This is a genomic window from Spiroplasma sp. AdecLV25b (genome assembly GCF_030913225.1).
GTDB lineage: Bacteria > Bacillota_I > Bacilli_A > Mycoplasmatales > VBWQ01 > Spiroplasma_E.
Genome location: NZ_JAQYTS010000001.1, coordinates 1 through 20,834, shown reverse-complemented (window position 1 = coordinate 20,834; position 20,834 = coordinate 1). Strand labels below are relative to the sequence as shown.

19 protein-coding genes and 1 pseudogene are annotated in these 20,834 nt (G+C 26.2%); 8 read left to right on the top strand and 12 right to left on the bottom strand.

Annotated elements, in window-relative coordinates; genetic code table 4:
- The first annotated feature begins 545 nt into the window (after positions 1 to 545).
- On the top strand, positions 546 to 1,301 hold the full coding sequence (locus RDJ14_RS00100) for a hypothetical protein (protein WP_308149332.1): 756 nt from the start codon (positions 546 to 548) through the stop codon (positions 1,299 to 1,301).
- Between the two features lie 80 nt (positions 1,302 to 1,381).
- On the opposite strand, the gene typA is transcribed toward RDJ14_RS00100, so the two are convergent.
- Complete coding sequence (typA, locus tag RDJ14_RS00095; protein ID WP_308149331.1) at positions 1,382 to 3,226, bottom strand: translational GTPase TypA; 1,845 nt, start codon at positions 3,224 to 3,226, stop codon at positions 1,382 to 1,384.
- Positions 3,227 to 3,499: 273 nt separating this feature from the next.
- On the opposite strand from typA, the gene RDJ14_RS00090 reads away from it, so the two are divergent.
- Positions 3,500 to 3,883 carry a hypothetical protein gene (locus tag RDJ14_RS00090; RefSeq protein WP_308149330.1) on the top strand — a complete coding sequence of 128 codons (384 nt, stop codon included), beginning with the start codon at positions 3,500 to 3,502 and terminating at the stop codon, positions 3,881 to 3,883.
- Positions 3,884 to 4,007: 124 nt separating this feature from the next.
- Complete coding sequence (greA, locus tag RDJ14_RS00085; protein WP_308149329.1) at positions 4,008 to 4,529, top strand: transcription elongation factor GreA; 522 nt, start codon at positions 4,008 to 4,010, stop codon at positions 4,527 to 4,529.
- Positions 4,530 to 5,075: 546 nt separating this feature from the next.
- Here greA and RDJ14_RS00080 read toward each other — a convergent pair.
- From RDJ14_RS00080 to RDJ14_RS00055, 6 genes and pseudogenes are all read right to left on the bottom strand, one after another.
- Positions 5,076 to 5,306, bottom strand: coding sequence for a hypothetical protein (locus RDJ14_RS00080; RefSeq protein ID WP_308149328.1), 231 nt, complete (start codon positions 5,304 to 5,306; stop codon positions 5,076 to 5,078).
- A gap of 172 nt (positions 5,307 to 5,478) precedes the next feature.
- Positions 5,479 to 6,363 carry a Dam family site-specific DNA-(adenine-N6)-methyltransferase gene (locus tag RDJ14_RS00075; RefSeq protein ID WP_308149327.1) on the bottom strand — a complete coding sequence of 295 codons (885 nt, stop codon included), beginning with the start codon at positions 6,361 to 6,363 and terminating at the stop codon, positions 5,479 to 5,481.
- Positions 6,353 to 7,354: pseudogene (locus tag RDJ14_RS00070) on the bottom strand (DNA adenine methylase). Before RDJ14_RS00070 ends, RDJ14_RS00075 begins: the two are co-directional and overlap by 11 nt.
- A 10-nt stretch (positions 7,355 to 7,364) precedes the next feature.
- Positions 7,365 to 8,480, bottom strand: coding sequence for an AlwI family type II restriction endonuclease (locus tag RDJ14_RS00065; RefSeq protein ID WP_308149326.1), 1,116 nt, complete (start codon positions 8,478 to 8,480; stop codon positions 7,365 to 7,367).
- Positions 8,425 to 8,745 carry a hypothetical protein gene (locus tag RDJ14_RS00060; protein WP_308149325.1) on the bottom strand — a complete coding sequence of 107 codons (321 nt, stop codon included), beginning with the start codon at positions 8,743 to 8,745 and terminating at the stop codon, positions 8,425 to 8,427. The genes RDJ14_RS00065 and RDJ14_RS00060 overlap by 56 nt, the downstream gene beginning before the upstream one ends.
- A 145-nt stretch (positions 8,746 to 8,890) precedes the next feature.
- A complete protein-coding gene (locus RDJ14_RS00055; RefSeq protein ID WP_308149324.1) occupies positions 8,891 to 9,106 on the bottom strand; it encodes a hypothetical protein in 216 nt (71 codons plus the stop codon).
- Between the two features lie 330 nt (positions 9,107 to 9,436).
- On the opposite strand from RDJ14_RS00055, the gene ileS reads away from it, so the two are divergent.
- From ileS to RDJ14_RS00035, 4 genes are read left to right on the top strand one after another with little or no spacing between them, the layout of a single operon-like run.
- On the top strand, positions 9,437 to 12,211 hold the full coding sequence (gene ileS, locus RDJ14_RS00050) for an isoleucine--tRNA ligase (RefSeq protein WP_308149323.1): 2,775 nt from the start codon (positions 9,437 to 9,439) through the stop codon (positions 12,209 to 12,211).
- A gap of 12 nt (positions 12,212 to 12,223) precedes the next feature.
- Positions 12,224 to 12,928: a signal peptidase II gene (gene lspA, locus RDJ14_RS00045; RefSeq protein ID WP_308149322.1), complete on the top strand. Its 705-nt coding sequence runs from the start codon at positions 12,224 to 12,226 to the stop codon at positions 12,926 to 12,928.
- Positions 12,810 to 13,736 carry an RluA family pseudouridine synthase gene (locus RDJ14_RS00040; protein ID WP_374047449.1) on the top strand — a complete coding sequence of 309 codons (927 nt, stop codon included), beginning with the start codon at positions 12,810 to 12,812 and terminating at the stop codon, positions 13,734 to 13,736. Before lspA ends, RDJ14_RS00040 begins: the two co-directional genes overlap by 119 nt.
- The gene (locus tag RDJ14_RS00035) at positions 13,736 to 15,112 is read left to right on the top strand and encodes a hypothetical protein (protein WP_308149320.1); all 1,377 of its coding nucleotides are present in this window, start codon (positions 13,736 to 13,738) and stop codon (positions 15,110 to 15,112) included. The genes RDJ14_RS00040 and RDJ14_RS00035 overlap by 1 nt, the downstream gene beginning before the upstream one ends.
- Before the next feature lie 76 nt (positions 15,113 to 15,188).
- On the opposite strand, the gene RDJ14_RS00030 is transcribed toward RDJ14_RS00035, so the two are convergent.
- From RDJ14_RS00030 to RDJ14_RS00015, 4 genes are all read right to left on the bottom strand, one after another.
- Positions 15,189 to 15,863: a hypothetical protein gene (locus RDJ14_RS00030; RefSeq protein ID WP_308149319.1), complete on the bottom strand. Its 675-nt coding sequence runs from the start codon at positions 15,861 to 15,863 to the stop codon at positions 15,189 to 15,191.
- A 112-nt stretch (positions 15,864 to 15,975) separates the two neighbouring features.
- Complete coding sequence (tsaE, locus tag RDJ14_RS00025) at positions 15,976 to 16,476, bottom strand: tRNA (adenosine(37)-N6)-threonylcarbamoyltransferase complex ATPase subunit type 1 TsaE (protein WP_308149318.1); 501 nt, start codon at positions 16,474 to 16,476, stop codon at positions 15,976 to 15,978.
- 24 nt (positions 16,477 to 16,500) lie between these two features.
- Positions 16,501 to 17,409 carry a nicotinamide riboside transporter PnuC gene (gene pnuC, locus RDJ14_RS00020; RefSeq protein ID WP_308149317.1) on the bottom strand — a complete coding sequence of 303 codons (909 nt, stop codon included), beginning with the start codon at positions 17,407 to 17,409 and terminating at the stop codon, positions 16,501 to 16,503.
- 13 nt (positions 17,410 to 17,422) lie between these two features.
- Positions 17,423 to 17,962 carry a hypothetical protein gene (locus tag RDJ14_RS00015; RefSeq protein WP_308149316.1) on the bottom strand — a complete coding sequence of 180 codons (540 nt, stop codon included), beginning with the start codon at positions 17,960 to 17,962 and terminating at the stop codon, positions 17,423 to 17,425.
- 196 nt (positions 17,963 to 18,158) lie between these two features.
- Between RDJ14_RS00015 and asnS the strand changes: the two genes are divergently transcribed.
- Positions 18,159 to 19,574 carry an asparagine--tRNA ligase gene (asnS, locus tag RDJ14_RS00010; RefSeq protein WP_308149315.1) on the top strand — a complete coding sequence of 472 codons (1,416 nt, stop codon included), beginning with the start codon at positions 18,159 to 18,161 and terminating at the stop codon, positions 19,572 to 19,574.
- Positions 19,575 to 19,642: 68 nt separating this feature from the next.
- Here asnS and RDJ14_RS00005 read toward each other — a convergent pair whose 3' ends face one another.
- The gene (locus tag RDJ14_RS00005) at positions 19,643 to 20,278 is read right to left on the bottom strand and encodes a hypothetical protein (RefSeq protein ID WP_308149314.1); all 636 of its coding nucleotides are present in this window, start codon (positions 20,276 to 20,278) and stop codon (positions 19,643 to 19,645) included.
- Positions 20,279 to 20,834: the final 556 nt, after the last annotated feature.

Sequence of the window (20,834 nt, the reverse complement as noted above, 5' to 3'; positions counted from 1 at the left end):
GATAAATATAATTTGAAAAATAACCTCGTAAAAATAAAAAGGGGTTACTCTAAAAAATATTAGGTTTTAAATTAATTATTATTTTATATACTTATATTTAAAAGTATTAATTCATCTAATTTTTTCTAAAATTAAAAGTTGTTAAGTAATTTCATTTTGATTGCTTGTTTCTTTGACATCATTAACAACTCTTTGATAAATTTTTATCAATCATATCTTAAAAGAAAATTGTGAATTAATCAACAACGTATTAATGATACACTATATTTTTTAAAAAGTAAATCATTATCAAAATAATTATTATTTAAAATCTATGTTTTGTAAGGAGCATGAGATGAGTATTAATTGTTATAAATTAATTTTTTTTCTACGAAATTAAAAATTAAGCAAAAAAATAATTACTTTTTAAAAAAAGTTATAATAAAAGTATAGAGTTATGATATTATCAATGTTAAGTGTATTAGCAGTCAGCAGTTCAGCAGGTATTGGAATTGTTGCTAATACTACTCATGATGTCAACACTAATGTGCAAACATTAAAGCAAGATGTTAAAATTAACAGATAAAGTATATGGTGGAATTAGTCCATTAGGAATTCAATCAGAACCTGTTGCTAGTACATTGTTGCAATCATTTGTAACAAATACAAAAAATAAATTAACAGAATTGGGAGTATTAACTTGAGACTTAAGTAATGTTGATTTATCTTTAACTTCAACAGCTTTAACTGCCAAAAATAATGTATTAATGCATGTTGTTAAAGATATTATTAGTAGTGGTGGCCAAGTGGTAAGCGAAACTTATCAAACTACTGCTGCTGGTCAGGGCAATTATAAAGTAAACATTATTGCTAAATATACAACAAATACATCTGAAATCAAAACGGTTGAAATGAATACATTTACTACTAATTTTAATGAATACCAATTAAATAATGGTTCTTTTCGATTAGAAGCTGACCTTAATTATCAAAAATCAGAGTTAGATCATACAGACCATCAGTTTAATTCAGACATCAAACTACCTGATTTAGGATTTGCATATTATGGTCACCAAATTAAAGATATGTTTACTAACAATGATCAATATCATAATGATATCTTATTCTATGTTATTAAAGTTACTAATTTAGACTTAAAAAATATTCATGTTAATAAATTAGTAACAGCAGTTGAAATTAATAATAGTTTTCAAACAGGTGCTGATGTTGACTTATCACAAACACTAATAGCAGAATATGTTTATTTATCAATTACTTCAAGTGAAGCACAAGGAACTTTTAACTTATTAATTAAATGCTAATAATATAGTATTTTAAATAAATCCTCGTTATAAACGCACAGAATAGAAAATAAATAATTAGATTAAGAAATCGTAAGTTATTACTTACGATTTCTATTTTGTTTACGTTCATTTTCGGTTAAGAAACGTTTACGCATACGAATATTTTCTGGCGTTACTTCTACAAGTTCATCATTATCAACAAATTCTAAAGCTTCTTCTAAGCTAAATAACATTGGTGGTGTTAAACGAACTGCTTCATCATTACCTGAACTTCTAGTATTAGTTAATTGTTTTGCTTTACATGGGTTAACATCTAAATCTTTATCGCGACTGCTTAAACCAATAATCATACCTTCATACACTTTAGTTTGTGGTTTTACAAATAGCGTTCCACGTTCTTCTAAAGAATTTAAAGCATAAGGTAAAGTGATTCCTGTCACCATACTTACTAACACACCATTACGACTATGTCCAATTTCACCTTTTAATGGTTCATAAGCTAGGAAACTACGAACCATTACACCAGTTCCACGAGTAATGTTAATATATTGACGACCAAATCCAATTAATCCTCTAGTTGGAATATGGAAAACAATTTTATCACGAACATTATCAGAGTCCATATTAGTCATAATACCTTTACGACGATTTAGATTATCAATAATAGTACTACTATATTCAGTTGGATGGTTTAGAGTAATTTCTTCAACTGGTTCAGTAGTGTGACCTTTTTCATCTTTTTTAAAGACAACTTCTGGTTTTGAAATGCCTAATTCAAAACCTTCTTGACGCATGTTTTCAATTAAAACTGATAAATGTAATTCACCACGACCAAAGACTTTAAAACCATCAGCATTGCTGCCAGCAAGTTGTTCAACTTTTAATCCGACGTTAGTTTCTAATTCGCGCGTTAAACGTTCTTTGATTTTATTACTTGTAACTAGTTTTCCTTCTGTACCACAGAATGGTGAATTATTAACTAAGAAGTTCATTGACATCGTTGGTGCTTGAATAGTAATCGGATCCATGGGGTTAACATTATCTTTATCACAAATAGTATTACCAATGGTAATATTTTCAATTCCAGCTACACATACAATATCACCAGCGATGGCAGTTTTAACTGCTATACGTTTTAAACCTTGGTAAACAAACAGATATTTAATACGTGCTTTCCGTTTTAAATCATAATCATCGACAACAACAATTTCTTGGTTTTCAGAAATCGTACCTTGAAAAATACGTCCAATTCCGATCCGTCCAATAAAATTATCATAGTCTAATGAGCTAATTTGCATTTGTAAGGGTTTGTTAATTTTGATGAGCGTAGAAACTTTAGCATGTTTAATAATTGTTTCAAATAATGGTTCTAAGTTATCACTTGGTTTATCTAACTCATACTGACAAATTCCTTGTCTTGTAATTCCATACAGTGTTGGAAAGTCCAATTGTGTATCATTAGCATTTAGTTCCATGAATAAGTTTAAAACTTCATCTTTTACTTCATCAATTCTTTGGTCTTTTTTATCAATTTTATTAATCATTAAAATGGGATTCAAATTGTGTTCGAGGGCTTTTTGTAAAACAAAACGTGTTTGTGGCATTGGACCTTCAACACTATCAACTAGCAAAATTACACAGTCAACTGTTTTCATAATTCTTTCAACTTCTGATGAAAAGTCAGCATGACCAGGTGTATCAACAATATTTATCTTAACATCACCGTGCATAATAGAACAGTTTTTGGCATAAATAGTAATTCCACGTCTTCGTTCTTGTTCATTACTATCCATAACTTGTTCAACAACAACTTGGTTTTGACGAAAGACTCCTGATTGTTTTAGTAGAGCATCGACTAATGTTGACTTGCCAACGTCAACGTGAGCAATCACGGCAATATTAATAATTTTTTGGTCAGCAACTAGTTTTTCTTGTTCAGACATTATACATTCTCCATTGTTCTAAAATTTTGACATTATATAAATTATACGCAATATTTTATAAATTGCGTAATTAATTATTAAAAAATTTAAGACATTTAATTGTAAGTTTTTCAATAATTAACTATGAAAGTATTATTTACTCTTAAAGGAGGAATATTTTAAATATCAAAGAAAATTTTTTAATAAAATTTTTTTCAAAAGAAAACAAAAAATGTGTTATAAATAAGTTGTGATTATATTACAATTATTTTTTAAACATACCTGGAGGTAAAAATGAATTCTATTATATATGCTGTACAAATTATTGACGAAGCAAAGATTGGTTTACATGCACGACCAGTATCAAAAATTACTGGTAAACTTGCTGCGTTTAAAGAAACTACAGTAAAAGCTATAAAATTAAATGATAATGCTGATGTTACTAAGAATATTACTATTGAAAATGGTAAACTTACAGGAACTGACATAAATGGCAAACTCGTTAGTGGTAAAGACTTAAGTAATGAAGTTGAAGGTAACGCTAAATCAGTACTTAGTTTACTTGGATTAGGTGTTAAACACCTTAATAAAATGGCCTTCATTATTATTAATGGTGACTCTGAAGCTGTCAAAAAAGCTATTCATAATGTTTTACTTGAAGAAAAATTAATCAAATAATTCAATTAATTTATCTTAAAAAAGTATTCTTTATGAATACTTTTTTTAAAACCAAATTCCCTTATGATATAATTAACTACGTTGTTAGCATACTATCTTATTAATAATTAATGGAGGAATTTTTATGAGTGAAATAAACAAAAATAAACAAGTCATTGTTACTGAACAAGGATTAGAAAAAATTAAAGCCGAACTAAAAAAGATTGTCGAAGTAGAGCGTGAATCAATTAAGGAACGTTTAAAAGCAGCCAGAGCCGATGGTGACTTATCTGAAAATGCTGATTATACTAGTGCTCGTGAAGAACAAGCTAAAAATGAAGCAAGAATCCAAGAATTAGAAGCTATTATTAATAATGCTGTTATTCTTGAAGAACAACAAAATCGTAAAAACACTAACGTAAAAGCTGTTCGTGTTGGTAGTTGAGTAACTATTGCTAAAAGTAAAGATGGTAAACCCGTTGATGGAACTCAACAAAAGTTTAAAATTGTTGGAAGTATTGAAAGTAACCCGTTTGAAGGATGAATTTCTAATGAATGTCCTTTAGCAATTTCAATTATGAATGCTACAATAGGAGAAACTGTTGATGTTAAAGGCATTAAAGAATCTTACAAAGTAATAATTTTACAAGTAGAAAACCAAGGTTAAATTTGATTATTTTATTTGTTCATAAATTAGTTTCGAAGCATACAAAATTGAATTTAAAAAACGTAAATATTTTTAATTAGATATTTACGTTTTTTAAAGTATAGACTGAACTCATTATTATCAGAGTTGTGAATTTTAGTCATTTTAGCAAATGCTCACGCACAAATTTCAGCAACAAATATTGGCAAATAAAGCAAAATTATCAATAAATTCTATTCCAACTGTATAATTAAAGCCCATTCATGCAAATTCTTTTAAACTTTATTTTTAAAATAGTCACCAATGAATAAAACAGGAACTTCAATTTCAATATCACTAAGACTATCCTCATTACCACTAACACCAATAACAATAATATTATCAGAAAATCCAAATAAATCAGTGATAGAATAAAGTAATCTACTGCTTTTTGTAGGGTGTTGTTCATATGGGAACTGGGATTATATTTACCATTGTGTTTCTCTCCTTTTTATTGCGTTAAGACTTGAATTTGGTTTTTAATTAATCGTTGTTGGACTTTGTTAATGACAAATTCACTTAATGTTTTTAAGCAAACGACAGTAGTGTTTCACTAGCAGTTTGTTTATTTTGTTCAAATAAGTTAGCAACATGAATAGTTAATGTTTGGTCAATTTCATCTCATAAGTCTTCATCATGAGTTTTATAACCATGAAAGCATTGATATGCTAAGTTGGTGGTAGTTTTATTTAGAATGGTTTTGTTAATATTAAGATTAGTATTAGTTTTTAACGTACCCAGTAAAATATTGGATGGCATCTTATAAAATTGGATTATTAATTTTAATCTCTTGTATCTTAAAAATTATTCATTTAGTTTAAGTTTTCAATTATATTGTTATTGTCAGCGCACGAATGAAATACAAAAGGGATAAACCTACTTTATGTTTAAATACATATAAATGTTATATTACGGTATACTATACTATATTTTAATAATTTGTTATTAAAACTTCAATACTTTCAGAATTTTTATTTTTTTTATTATAACAAGAATTACTATAATTTTTGTTAATTATGTGCATATTATAATTATTTTTTTTAACTCAATCCATTAATTTAATATTTGTTTTTTCATGATGTTTTATAACATTTGACATTGCAAATTTTATATTTTTTTTATTTAAAAAATTACATAATTTCATTAATTCATTATCATGTTCTTGTGTTCATATTAAATTATATTCAGCTTCAGTAATTAAATATGGTGGCAAAGTACACAAAATCATTTTTTTAATACTTAGTTGTTTTAAATTTATAAAATTTAAGTTAACAAAAGTTGGTTTTATTTGATACATTCTTTCTATAAATAAATATAAATTCTTTTGAATATTTTTATTATAATCTCGTTTTCCTACAGGAACATTATATTGCCCTTTAGAGTTAAACCTAAAAAGATTATTAAAAGAATAAAATAATAGTACTAACAATTTTATTATACTTTGAGAGAAATTATAATCATTTCGTAACCTTATGAAATTATATGAATTTATAAGTGAAAGTCCCTTACTTGAATTAACACCATAATACAAATAGCCTTTTTCTCATGATTTAGTTAAATTATACTCTTCTACTATATCTGTAATCATTTTATTAATATCATTTTTTGTTTTAGTTGTTAAAAAATTTAATAAATCAATTAATTTGGAATTATTATCAATGCCTACATATTTTTTAGCGTTTACATTTATCAAAACATTTCCACCTCCACAAAATACATCATAAAAAGTATTAATTTCTTTAGGAAAAAAGTTTTTAATTTCATCAATTATTGCAAACTTACCTCCTGTATAGTTTAATGGAGATTTAATTTTCATTATTTTTTACCTCACATACAAATAGTTTTTCATTTATTTTTTTATCTAATGTTGTACCAGTATTAAATGCATTAGTTTTAATATCATAGTGCTTAACATTTCCTCGTTTATTAAGAATATTGATAATTTCAGAACTGCTCATAATTGCTGAAGAGCGAGTTCTTTGTTCTTTATATGTATCATTATACGAAACAATTACATATTTAGCATTAATTTTAAGTATTAATTTTTCAAATTCATTTCTAGCTGTACTTAAAGAAAATTTACTATTTTTCCTTTTTAAATTAACTTTACTAGCAACTCCCACTACATTTTTTTTCTTTCATTCTGCAATATTCTCTAATAAATGATAAGCAGAACTATACTGTCTAGAGTTGTATGGAGGATCTAAATATACTATGTCAGCATAAGGTAATTGTTCTTCTAAAGTAATATCTACATTTGAAATAAGAAATTCTGAGTTATTGACTAATGGTTCAACTAACTCCAAAAATATTTTTTTATCTAACACTCCATTTCTAATATAAGCGTCATAATGACCTACTGTGTTAGCGATTCTGTCCATAGAATATATAAGTGAAGTTATCAAAGAACAAAATTCATAGTAGTTAATTTCTTTTTCTTTATAAAGTTCTTGAATTTTTTGTCTAATTCCACCTATTTTATTAGCATTTTTATTAGAAAAAAACTTATTTCCAAAATTAGTTACAAAATAATTATCAAAATAATCATTTGAATTAAAAATTTCTATTATTTTTTTAGTTTATTATAATCACATTCTTTATATTTAAAAACTGCATTATATATAGTAAAATTTGAAAACAAAAAATCATTAATGTATACAGTTTAATTGAAAATTTTTAGCCAATTCATATGATACTACCCCTGTTCCGCCAAAAGGTTCATAAAAACTTAAAAAATTAATATCTAAATTATTAATAATATTAATAATATTAATAATATGAGGAATTATTTTATTTTTTCCTCCCATGTATCTGCGATTATATATTTTTTTCATTGTAACTAAAAATATTATTTTCAAACTTTTTAAATCAGTCTTTTTGATTATATGAACTGTTTATAGTATTAATTGTTAAATCGTATAAAAATTTATAATTTATATTTTTTTGTAATATTTTAATTAGTAACTGATTTGTAAGCGACATAATATTAACTCCTTCTATCAATTTATCCTTAATAATTATTGGGAATTTTGAATAATTTCTAAACATTTGAGAAATTATTGTATCAACATTAGGTGAAATAAAATAAGTAAGGACTGTTTTATTTAAATCAATATTTTTAATAACTTGATCTAATGTATGCCTATGAACAGGTTCTAATTCCATTTTTCTTTGACCTTTGTTTTCACTGAGTGTTACTTCAATTAATAATGTATGTTTAGGTATATCATATAATCCTTCAATTTCAAAAAATATATCAGCCTTTAATCCTGTTGTATGATGAATAGGCAAAAAATCAGCGTCTATTTTATTCTTAAGTAAATCATATATATTAACTTCTTTTTTTAATATTTTTCATCATACTATTGTAATAATATATTCATATATTGCTGGAATAGTCGCTTCATCACTAATATATTTTCATATTTTACTATCATTTTTTCTATTTTCAAATAATGTCATAACATTAATTAAAAATTCATCTGTAAATTTCTCATTAATAAATTTCAAAAATTTTTGTTCTTTTTCAACATTAATGATTTGAGCAAATTTTTTTAATGAATTTGAACCAGATTCATTAATATTATAATACTGTAAAATTTTATTATTTATATTTTTAAAACAATTATTAATTTTAATAATATCTACCATTTTTTCTAAATTTTCAGAATCATTTAATAAATTAAATTGAGGCTCAATAATTCTAAAAACTTTTTCTACGTTAGACACTAAAGAAATTAATTTTAAGTCAAAACTAAATATATCAGTCATTCTTAGATGTCAACAATTTAAATCAAAATAATCTTCTAAAGTACTTTTTATTCTTAAACAATGTAGTGTTTTTATAAAATAATTATCAAATTCGTCTCATGAAATTTTAGAAAGATAATCCAAATTTATTTTTCTTTTTATATATATAATAATTTTTTTCATTTTTTAACTGAATTAATTCTTGATGCTTTAAAAAAACTTTATTAATGTCATTAGTTGAACCTGTTTTATAAAATTCTATTAATGATTCATACAAATCTAAATAAAACTGGGAACTGGCTGTAGATGATTTTCTGTCTATAACAACTTCTGAAAAAAGATTAACATTTTTTCATTTTTCAGAAACAAAATATTTAGCAATTTTTTTATAATTATCTTCTAAAAAAATTAATTCAGATAATTTTTCATTTATATACTCTTCTGACAAATTTATTTTTTTCAGTTTACTAATTAAGTCATACTTCTCACTAGTAGTAATTAAAGGTAAAAAATATTTTGCAAAATCAAATGAAATTTTTTCATTTTTCAGTAGTAAAGAAATTAAAGCATTTATAGGACAAATATCAACATATCTAATTTTTTGCTGTTCCTTTAGTAATTCCTTTCTCCATTAATATTTTGTAAAATTGTTCTTGAGCAGAATTATCCCATTTTCTAAATAATGATTTATTTCAAAATGAGTTTAATTCTTTTAAAATAATAATATTATTTTCTTTCAATTGTTTATTTCTAAAAGAAGTTGTACCAAAATTTCAATAAAATTTTTTGTTTTTAAACAAAATTCCCATAAAAACAACTCATTCCTATTATAATTTAAAACTAATTTCTTTATCACCTAAAAAGTATATCAAAGATAATATTTAGTTTCTATATTTTTGATTAATACAGTATGGAGTTAATTGCATTAATTGTTAAACTAAAAAATTTATAAATGGTTTTAGTATATTTCAAACCATTCCGATGCCATAATAGAAATTATTAAATTATTAAGTAAATATTATACTAACTACAATAAATTATTAGTATAATTAGCATTATAAATAATTTATTTAATACTAATCAACAACCTTAAATGTTGACACTAAATAATAACTAGTTATTTCAAAGGAGAATAATAAATGACTAAAAATTATAAAGATACCTTGTTAATGCCCCAGACCAACTTTGAAATGCGTGCTAACTTAATAGAAAAAGAACCACTATTTCAAAAATTTTGACAAGAACAAAACATTTATCAAAATCTAGTTACTAAGAATAAAAATTCTGGTAAAACTTTTATTTTACATGATGGACCACCCTATGCTAATGGTGATTTACACTTAGGTCATGCTTTAAATAAAATCTTAAAAGATATAATTATTCGTTATTACAATAGTAATAATTATTATGCTCCCTACATTCCTGGTTGGGATACCCATGGATTACCGATTGAAACAGCAGTTACTAATTCTGGAATTAACCGTAAAACTACTACTGTTAGTAATTTTCGAAAACAATGTCAAAACTATGCACAAATCCAAGTTGCTAATCAAATTAGTCAATTTAAAACATTAGGTTTACTAACTGATTTTCAAGACTATTATGTAACTTATGATAAAAATTATGAAGCTGAGCAAATTAAAGTTTTTGCGACCATGGTGGAAAAGAATTTAGTTTACCGTAATTTATACCCAGTATATTGATCACCTTCTAGTGAAAGTGCCTTAGCAGAAGCTGAAATTGAATATTTAACAAAAACTAGTGCTGCTATCTATGTTGCTTTTTTATTAAATGATGATAAAAAACAATTTGTTTTACCTACATCACTAGTAATTTGAACCACAACCCCATGAACTATTCCGGTTAATCAAATGTTAGCAGTTAATGAAGAAGTTACATATACAATTTTAAAGTTTAATAACCATCAATTTATTGTTGCTCAAGATTTAATAACAAGTTTTATCACAACTAATAATATTACTGACTTTGAAATTGTCAAAACCATTACTGGTAGCCAGTTAGTTGGTTTAACAGCATCACATCCATTATATGGTCGTAAAACCCCAATTGTTCATGGACCACATGTAACGACAAGTGATGGAACCGGAGTTGTTCATATTGCTCCTAGTTTTGGTGAGGAAGATTTTGATTTAGCAAAAAAATATAATGTTAAAATCCTATGCCCGATTAATGACCAAGGATACTTTACTAGTGAAATTAATGACCCTGAAATTGAGGGTAACTTTTATGATGATGCTAATAAAATTGTCGTTACAAGATTGAAAGATAATGGTTCATTAATCGGTATGAAATGATATAAACATCAATATCCCCATGACTGAAGAACGAAAAAACCAGTTATTTATCGTGCTACTTTACAATGATTTATTGCGATTGAAAAAATTAAGCCATTACTTACCAAAAATATTAATAGTGTTAATTTCTTACCAGAATGGGCTAAAAAACGGATGCTCTTAATGACTAATAATCGTTTTGATTGATGTATCTCCCGTCAACGTGCTTGGGGTTTACCAATTCCGATTTTCTATAGTGAAAATAAGCAACCAATTATGGATTGTAAATTAATTAATCATGTGGCAACATTGTTTGCAACAAGTGGTTCAAATATTTGATTTGAAAAAGATGTTAAAGACTTATTACCACCTAACTATAAACATAAAGACAGTCCCAATGGTATTTTTTATAAAGAACAAGATATTATGGACGTCTGATATGATAGTGGAGTTTCTCATTTAGCTGTTATTAAAAATCATAAATTACCATGACCAGTTGATTTATACTTGGAAGGAAACGACCAATTTCGTGGTTGATTCAATTCTAGTTTAATTACAGGTGTTATTACTCATGGTCACAGTCCTTACAAAAACTTATTAGCTCACGGTTTTGTTACCGATGCTAAAGGTAATAAAATGTCTAAATCAATCGGTAATGTTATTAGTGTTAAAACAATTTGTGAAACTAATGGTGCTGACATTTTACGGTTATGAGTAGCTAGTGTTGACTTTCAAGATGATACCCGAATTGGAACAGAAATTTTAAAACAAGTTAGTGAAAACTATCGTAAGATTAGAAATATTTTCCGGTTCTTATTAGGTAACTGTTTTGATTTAGATATTAAAAAAATTAATAATACTATTCCTGAAGAACTTATTGTTAATCTTAGTGAAGTTGATCAATTCATTTTAAATAAATTAAATGTTTTAGTTAATAAAATTGATGGTTACTATCAAAACTATGAATTTAATACGATTTATCAATTAATTTTGAATTTCATTACTAATGATTTATCTGCTTTCTATTGTGATTTTACGAAAGATATTTTATATGTTAACCATAAAAATGATATTAGAAGAAAACAAGTTCAAACGACAATGTTTTTGCTAGTAAAAATATTAATGGGACTCTTAGCTCCCATTCTCCCACACACAACCGAAGAAAGTTTTCATTCATTATTTAATTTAGAACTAGCAACTACTAATCAATCATTGCATAGTCAACCGTTTCCTACGAGTTGAGAATGAAAACTAAAACCACGAATCATTGATAAATGAGAATACTTTATTGCCTTTAAAAACGATGTCAATAAGGCGATTGAAGAAGCTAAAAAAGATAAAGTAGTAAAAAGTGCTTTAGAAACGATGGTTACTATTTCATTTCTCGAAAAAAATAGTATTTTAACAACTATTTCGATTAAAGATATGGCACAACTGTTAATTGTTAGTGATGTGAACTTTATCCCCCATCCAGCAGATGTTACTAAAGAATGAACAATTGTTATTAGCGCTAAAGTCGGTACTAAATGTCCCCGTTGTTGATTAATTGTTGATGAAATTAAAGATGATGTTTGTAATCGTTGTTATGAAGTGTTATTCTTAAATAATAGTAATTGTTAGAAAGAAGTAATTATGGAATTCTCTTGCATAAATATTAAAAATAAATTAAAAACTCGTGATTGAAAGTGATTAACCAAAATCATTTGTTTAGTTGCTATTATTGCCTTAGTAGTAACTGACCAAATGGTTAAACTTGCAGTCCAAACTGATTTGAAACAAGGACAAGAATATAGTTTCTTACCAGGATTTATTAATTTCAAATATATTATTAATTACGGTTCAGCTTTTAGTTTCTTTCAGAATCAACGTATTTTTTTAACAACGTTTGCTTTTTTAATTAGTATTACTGGTATAATTTGATTGTTATTTGCAAAATCAATAACTAGAACACTAGGCCTAAGTTTTATTATTGCTGGTACTTTGGGTAATCTAATTGATCGCTTTTTACATAATGGTGGTGTTGTCGATTTTTTATTATGACAACTATTTCCTCCCTATACTATTTTTAATACTGCTGACACGTTTATTACTATCGGCATTATCATTATTATTTTACAACTAATTATTGAACCAATAATTCACTACTATCAAGAAAAAAATGGAGAACAAAGCAATGACATCACTAACTACGGATTCACAACCATCACCAACCAAGGACATGCAAGTGATAAAAATAACATATCACGAAACATCAAGTATCAGACTTGACAAGTATCTAACTTCTGCTTTAGAACAATACCATTATTCACGAAGTTTTGTTCAAACCTTAATTGCTAATGAACAAGTGACGATTAACGATAAGATTGTGCTTGGCACTAAAACATTATTAAAACTTAATGATGAAATTACTATTACCATTAAAACAGCAACACCTAGTAGTTTACAAGCAACAGAAATTGCCTTTGAAATTGTTTATGAAGATGATGACGTTATTGTTGTTAACAAACCAAATAACTTAGTTGTCCATCCTGGGGCTGGTAACTGAGATAATACGTTAGTCAATGGACTTTTATTTCAAGCAAAGATTGATGTGAATGATAATAATTTACGACCAGGAATAGTTCATAGGATTGATAAACAAACAACAGGTTTGTTAATCGTTGCCAAAAATAATATTAGTCATAATCGATTAGCACAGCAATTGAAAAATCATGAAATTAAACGAATTTATATTGCCTTAGTTCATGGTACAATTAAAGGTAGAACAGGAACTATTAAAGCGCCAATTGCTAGAAGTACTAGTAATCGTTTAAAAATGATGGTTAATGAACAAAATAGTAAAGATGCAACAACCCATTTTGAAGTGCTTGAAAGATTTAAAAACTATACTTTAGTGCAATGTCAGTTAGAAACAGGAAGAACACACCAAATTCGTGTCCACTTTGAATGAATTAGTCACCCCATTGTTAATGATCCTTTATATAGTAAATTTAAAGTGGAAAATGCTAATATTGGACAATACTTACATGCCAAAGCGATTTCTTTCATTCATCCAACTACCAAACAAGAAATGACTTTTGATTGTAAGTTACCCGATTTTTTTGAAAATAAATTACAATTACTACGAAAGGAAAGTGTTAAATAATGGATGAGAAAATTTTAGACAATCTAGGCCTACAATTAGTTGATTATTTCATTAGTCAGCAAGGATATATTCCATTTAATGTTCCTAAGGAATTAAAACCCTACATTAAAGGTGAAGTTTATTTAACAAATAAAGAAAGTAATACTTACCATATTATTAAAATTATTAAAGAAGATAATTTTAATGCCCAACATTTTAAAATTAAAGATGAAGTTTATGAAGTATTACATAAACAATTAGAAAAAGATGGTATTAAAGAAATTCGCTTTTTAATGATTATTTTAAATGATAATAATGAAAATGAAAATCGTTCATCATCTGCTGTTGATGTAATTATTGCTACTCCTGATAAAATAGTAGATGAAATTGCTAAATTTTATCCAAGTGTTACTAAATCAGTTAAAGTTGATTTATCAGAAATTAGTAATAATGAAAATAATAGTAGTGATGATGAAGATAGCGATGATAATAAAAATACTGATGGTAGCGGTTCTAATTTAAGTGAAAAATGAAAAAAAGTAAATTTTCAAAATCGTCGTTATTTAAGTGATACTTTAAAGAAATGTACTAATGCTAATTTAGCTGCAACATGATTTTTATTTATTATTCCGATTGTTACTTACTTTGCTTTTTTAATAATTATTAATTTTAGTAAAGATGCTTGATTGAGTATTAACTTTAATTTACAAGCATTAATTTTTGGTGCTAATTATCATAATTTAATTTTTGGTGCTCATGAATATTGAAGGTGGTTAATTTATCCATTTGCTGGTAATGATAATGGTGGTGTTCCTATTAATTTGATTTTCTCATTGTTAATGTTTTACCGAATCGGAAGATTTGTTGAAGGATTTTACGGATGATGAAAATCAATTATTATTTGATTTGGTGCTATGGTCGTGACAGGGATTTTACAAAGTGTTGTTGATCAATATAACATAATGTCTGGATTTTGAGTGTTTGTTTGAATTTCATTAGGAGCCATGCTACCTTTCATTTGAAATTATAAATTATTTAAAACACCAATTATGAGTCGTTTTGCAATAACTGTTGTTTTAATGCTATTCTTCTGATTTTTCTTTGACCAACAAGTAGTAACATTATTATATTGAATGATGGCATTTGCTTTAGGGTGATTATTTGCTTCCATTGTTGGTTATCATAATCGTAAGATGACAGTATTTTATGCTTTTAGTCCTGTAGCATTGGGTGCTGTACTTTTATTTGCTGTATTATTATACTTATTAAATAATTATTATGCCGTTGATTATAATAATTATACGTGAACTGTTTTAGAACAGTATAAGTTGTATGGTTTAATTAGTCAAGATACTATTAATAGTATTATGAATAATTTTTTCCATTATAATTGATAGTAAGAGATATATTAAAAAGTAGATGCAATTTATGTATCTACTTTTAGTTTATGATTAATTGTTGTTTAGAGTTTGATTAGAGAGATTGTGTATATGCTTCTGTAGTTGCTGAATGTATAATAATGTCAGGAAAATTGCTTTCATTATTACTATTATTTTTAATAGCCTCATTATATGTTGGTGGAGGTGTTTCATTTCTATTTGTATTTCTTTCATTGTTTTTAGTAATTTCATACGAGTTTTCTTCACGTGTTGATAGTTCACTTTGAATAATTATTGCCCTTATTAATTCATCTGGAAAGTTTAGTGATTCATATGGTGGAGGTGAATCATTTCTACTTGTATGTCTAAATGGTGATAGAATTTCGTTGTTTTCAATAATTTCAAACGAGTTTTCTGATGTTGCATCTTCATTTGGTAGTGGTTGATCCAATCTATTTTCAATACTATTACTATTATCACAAAATTTAGCAGAGACTTCTAATACTTTACCTATAACAATTGTTGCAGCTCCAGATAGAAATACTTTTAAACTAGAATCATCAAAAGTTTTCTTATTTTCATCATCTTTGTTTTCAATTAACCCATAAATGTAAAAACCTACGCCATAAACTATAAGTCCTGTACCAACAGTATATGTTACATATGATAACTTTCTTATTGTATTAGAAAGATGCTTTCTTACAGTACTAGTTGATAAACAACTAGTTGCATTATTAGTATCTAATAATGATTCTTCTATGTCATTCATTATTTTTCCTCCTTTTCGTTTTTGAACATAAAAAACCTCTAGCATTATATAAACGCTTAGAGGTATTCCCTTAATATTAAATTAGTTTGAATAAAATTCAAAACTAAAAAGATTATAACATAGTACTATTTTTAATAGTAAATAAGCAATTTAAGTCATATTCTAGTTGTTTTTTATCTTTATTTGTCAGTAAATTAGTATTAACAGTTATCATTCTTTTTGTTGCGCTAGTAATTGTAAAATTAATTTCTATATGCATATGGTGTTGTCAATTAATAGGTAGTTTATCAGGTCATTCAATAATCATAAAATTATTAGCCATGATTTCATAGTATTCATCAAGTTGGGTCACATTATTTAAACGATAAGCATCCATATGAATTAAGTTTCATTTATGTTTAGTTGTATATTGATTTCAAATAATGAAGGTTGGCGAAGTAATAACATCGCTAACGCCAAGAATTTCACTAATTAGTTTTGTTAATTGCGTTTTTCCACTACCAAGTGTTCCGTTTAATAATAAGATTAAATTGGGTTGGGCAATATTAGCAATTATTGTAGCTAATTGTTTGGTATCTTTTAGATCATTTAAAAAATAAGAATTATTATTCATTAACTTTATATTATCCTTTCCAAATTATTTTGATGTTTCATATTTTAATGCCTTTTTAGTTTTTGTTTCTAATTTCTCACGACTACGAACAAAGTATCATTGGTAGCATCCAAAACATGAGTTACCAAGTGCTACTATTCACATAATTAATACATTAATATCTATAGTACTATGAGCAATTCCAGAATACATTGTTATTTGTAGTATATTAACAATAATTCAAAAAATTCATTGTTCACGAAAACGTATTAACATTAAAATTTGGGCAACAATACTCAAACCATTAGTTAAAGAATCAAGAACATGTGGTAATAATTTGGTTCAGCTTTTTCCTTCAAAATCGTAAGTTCCCAATACAACACGAGAAAACTCAGGAATTTCAAAATAAAAGAAAACAGTTAAGATAACGGAAAAATAAATTGTTACCATACTTGTTCTTAAATTAAGACGTTTTGAAATAATGTCTTGCTGGGAATCTAAGTTAAATTTTCATAAATTATAACCAATAAATTGGAATGGTAAAAAGAAAAATAAATTTAATTGCATATCGCCAACGTAATCTCATGCTAAAGCAAATAACCCATATACAGTTACAGCAATAAATCCTCAAAAATAGTTAGATATTTTCCCTAATGCGACTAAAATGACACAAATTATATTAGTAAAGGCGGCCATTCCATTTAGCGTTAGTAATACTTGTTTTCAAACTGCTGCTTGTTTATTATTAATAATTTTCCAAATTGATGGAAACTGTTTAGGGTTAAAAAAATGGTTAAAATCAAAGAATGTATTTCAAACCATAAATATTCCTAAGCAAATAATGGCTACTTGCGCCGAAAAAGGAATAGCTTTTAAATCACGAGGAATAGTTAATAAAAATTGTTGAATACTCTTTACTTTTTGTTTTACTATTGTTTTTTTATTTTTAAACATTTAGTTATTACCTTTACATAATTTGTGGATGGATTATTATTTTATTTAAACATAATTTGGCATAAATTGCTAGTGCAAGTGTATCATTAACGGTAGCAAATTCTTTTTCATTAACAAAACTACCACTAATACCGCGCTCATAATCAGTATTGTCACCAAGACCAAGATAAGTTTCTTTTAAATCCAAGTTTAAACTAGAAATGTCAATGGCATATAGATGTCATAATTTTATAGAGGTTTTATTAGCATAGTAGTTACCAACAGCATAAATGTTTTCTTTATGAAGTGATGTAATATCAATACCTGTTTCTTCTACTAGTTCATCCATAACTGTTTTTAAAACTGTTTGTTGTTTTTTACAACCACCAGTTAAAGTTCCGTATTTTGTTTCTAATTTATTTTCAAATAAAGGATTTTTTTCATTAATTAATAAAAATCAATATTGATTATGTTGGAACACAAATGGTAATATAGCTACACCTTCATTATCGCACCAAGGTTCACTAACTCCTTCCATGCCATCTTTTTTAATTATTTCTAAAAATTTATGCATAAAATATGTACCTCCTTTAATTGTTAACTAAATTATAACATTAACTTGTTGTTAAAAAACGAAAAGTAATTTTACAAATTACTTTTAGTGTTATTAAATTCCCCATTTATTAAAAATAATTAGGATAGTTAATATACTATTCTTAATAGTTAATATATAATTATTTTACTATCTAAAATTATAAGGAGGAAGCACAATGATTTATACCATTAATAATTTATTTATTAATACTAATGAAAAATCAAAAACAAAATTACCAGAACAAATAACTATTAATGGGTGAATACGCTCTAATCGGAATGGTAAAAATGTTGGATTTTTAGATATAAATGATGGTTCTTCTGTTAATAACTTACAAGCAGTTTATAATATGAAAATTGAAAATTGAAAAGCATGTACGAATCTTACTACTGGAAGTGCTGTTAGTGTTAGTGGTAACTTATTATTAACACCAGGCAAAAGTCAACCCTTTGAATTACAAATAACTAATATTATTATTTATAATGTTGCTGATACTAATTATCCTATTCAAAAAAAAGAACACACTAATGAATTTTTACGTGATAATGCCCATCTCCGTGGTCGTACTAATACCTTTTTAGCAGTGTTTAAAATTCGTGACCAAGTATCATGAGCTATTCATAAATTTTTCCATGAACAAAACTTTGTCTATTTACACAGTCCCATTATTACAGCCAATGATGCTGAAGGAGCAGGTGAAAACTTTATCGTAACAACAATTACTAATAACAAGTATCAAGATGATTTTTTTGGTCAAAAAGCGTCATTAACTGTTAGTGGTCAGTTAAATGCAGAAGCTTATGCCCAATCATTACAAAAAGTATATACTTTTGGTCCTACTTTCCGTGCTGAGAATTCTAATACTTCTCGTCATGCTGCTGAATTTTGAATGATTGAACCAGAATTTACATTTGCCAATTTACAAGATAATATTAAATTAGCCCAACAATTAATTAAAAGTGTGATTAACGATGTGCTAGATAATTGTTTACCAGAACTAACTTGATTAGAACAGAAACAAGTAACTAAGGGACAAATATTAATTGAAAAATTAAAAGTTGTTGCTGGTGCAAAATCTGACTTTAAAGTTATTACTTATAGTGAAGTCATTGACTTATTAATTAATGCTCAAACATCAGGGAAAGAATTTGAGTTTAAAGATATTAAATGAGGAATTGATTTACAATCTGAACATGAAAGATATTTATGTGAAGAAATTACCAAACAACCAACATTTGTTATTAATTATCCACAATCCATTAAAGCATTTTATATGAAATTAAATGCTATGGATATTAACCATCCTGAACAAAAAACAGTAGCTGCTATGGATTTATTAGTACCTGGAATTGGTGAGTTAATTGGTGGTTCAGTTCGTGAAGACAATTATGAACAGTTATTAAGTAATAAGAAACAATTTAAAATAGCAGGTGATGATTTGCAATGATATTTTGATTTACGTAAGTATGGTTATGCTCCTAGTGCTGGTTTTGGTTTAGGACTAGAACGTTTACTAATGTTCATAACTGGAATTAGTAATATTAGAGATGTAATTCCCTTTCCAAGAACACCTAATAATTTATCGTTTTAAAGATTATAATTAGTGGCAAAAAATGAGCAGTTGCTCATTTTTTTTGATAAAATCTGAGGTTATAATTATTACAACTTAGTAGTTATCTTAGCTTTTTTTAATTCTTTTCTATGGTTATCTTTTTTTTGTTGTTCTTCAATTTTCAATTTAGTTATTAAATCAAAGGAAGAGTTTGTGTTTTCAGTAGATTCAACTGTGATTGTTGCTTGTTCTTTTTGCTCAACTAATAGTTTTTCGAGTTTATCGTTTAAGGTTTTAACTTTTTCTGTTCGTATATTTATTTCTTTTGAAATTTTTGCTACGCTTTCTTTAAAAAATTCTTCATTCCTAATTAAACTTTTATAAGTTTTATAAAAATTATAACTAGCAACACCGAACGTTAAAGGAACAGAAAATGTAACACCAGTCATAAAAGTATTAAATGTTTCTTTAAAAACAGCATTTGATTTTAAGTCATAGTAATCAGGGAATGAATTGATACAACTGTCATAGGAAATAAAAAGCATATAATTTATATTATATCCTGTAGTAGTTACATATAAAAAGGTACAGATGCCTCCTAAAATATTAGTTTTAATAATAGGAATAATCGTATTTCACAAGTTGAAGTTTTTATTATTCTTAATAGTGTTTAATTGTTCTGTTAGTTGATATATTTCTTTAGAAATTGTTTCTATTTCTTTATTAATATCTTTCAATTTCATTTTATATTTGTTCCTTTCAAAATAAAAACCTATTTACTTAAAATTAAAGCAATTAGGTAGTAAACTTATATTTAGTTTATGAAGATATTATATAAATATTTTCGTTTATTGTCTATCAACAATAAGTTTTTACTTACTTTTAGTAAGTGATTTAAAATGTTTGTTGACATGTTTTTAGTTTTTCTTTTGTTCAAACTAATTCATATTTCCTAAATTATCTTATGATTATGTTTCAACCTAAGATTAAAATAATACCCTAGAAGGTATCATAATACTATACATTCTAATATTAAAAACTAAAGATTAAAATCTAATTCAAAATCATTTGACAGAAAATTAAACAAACAAATTAGGTTAAGTCTAAGATTGTGTGTAAATTTAAAAAAGTAATAAAAAATGAGCCATATACCCCTCCTTATCAAATAAGTAAGGACGAGAAACACTAGGAATAGAATCATTAACTAAAGAAAAATTAGGAGCACTAGGAGTAAAATCACTATCAGAAGTAGGAATACTAGGCATGTTTTTTAAATATTCTCGTAATTTTTCTATATCT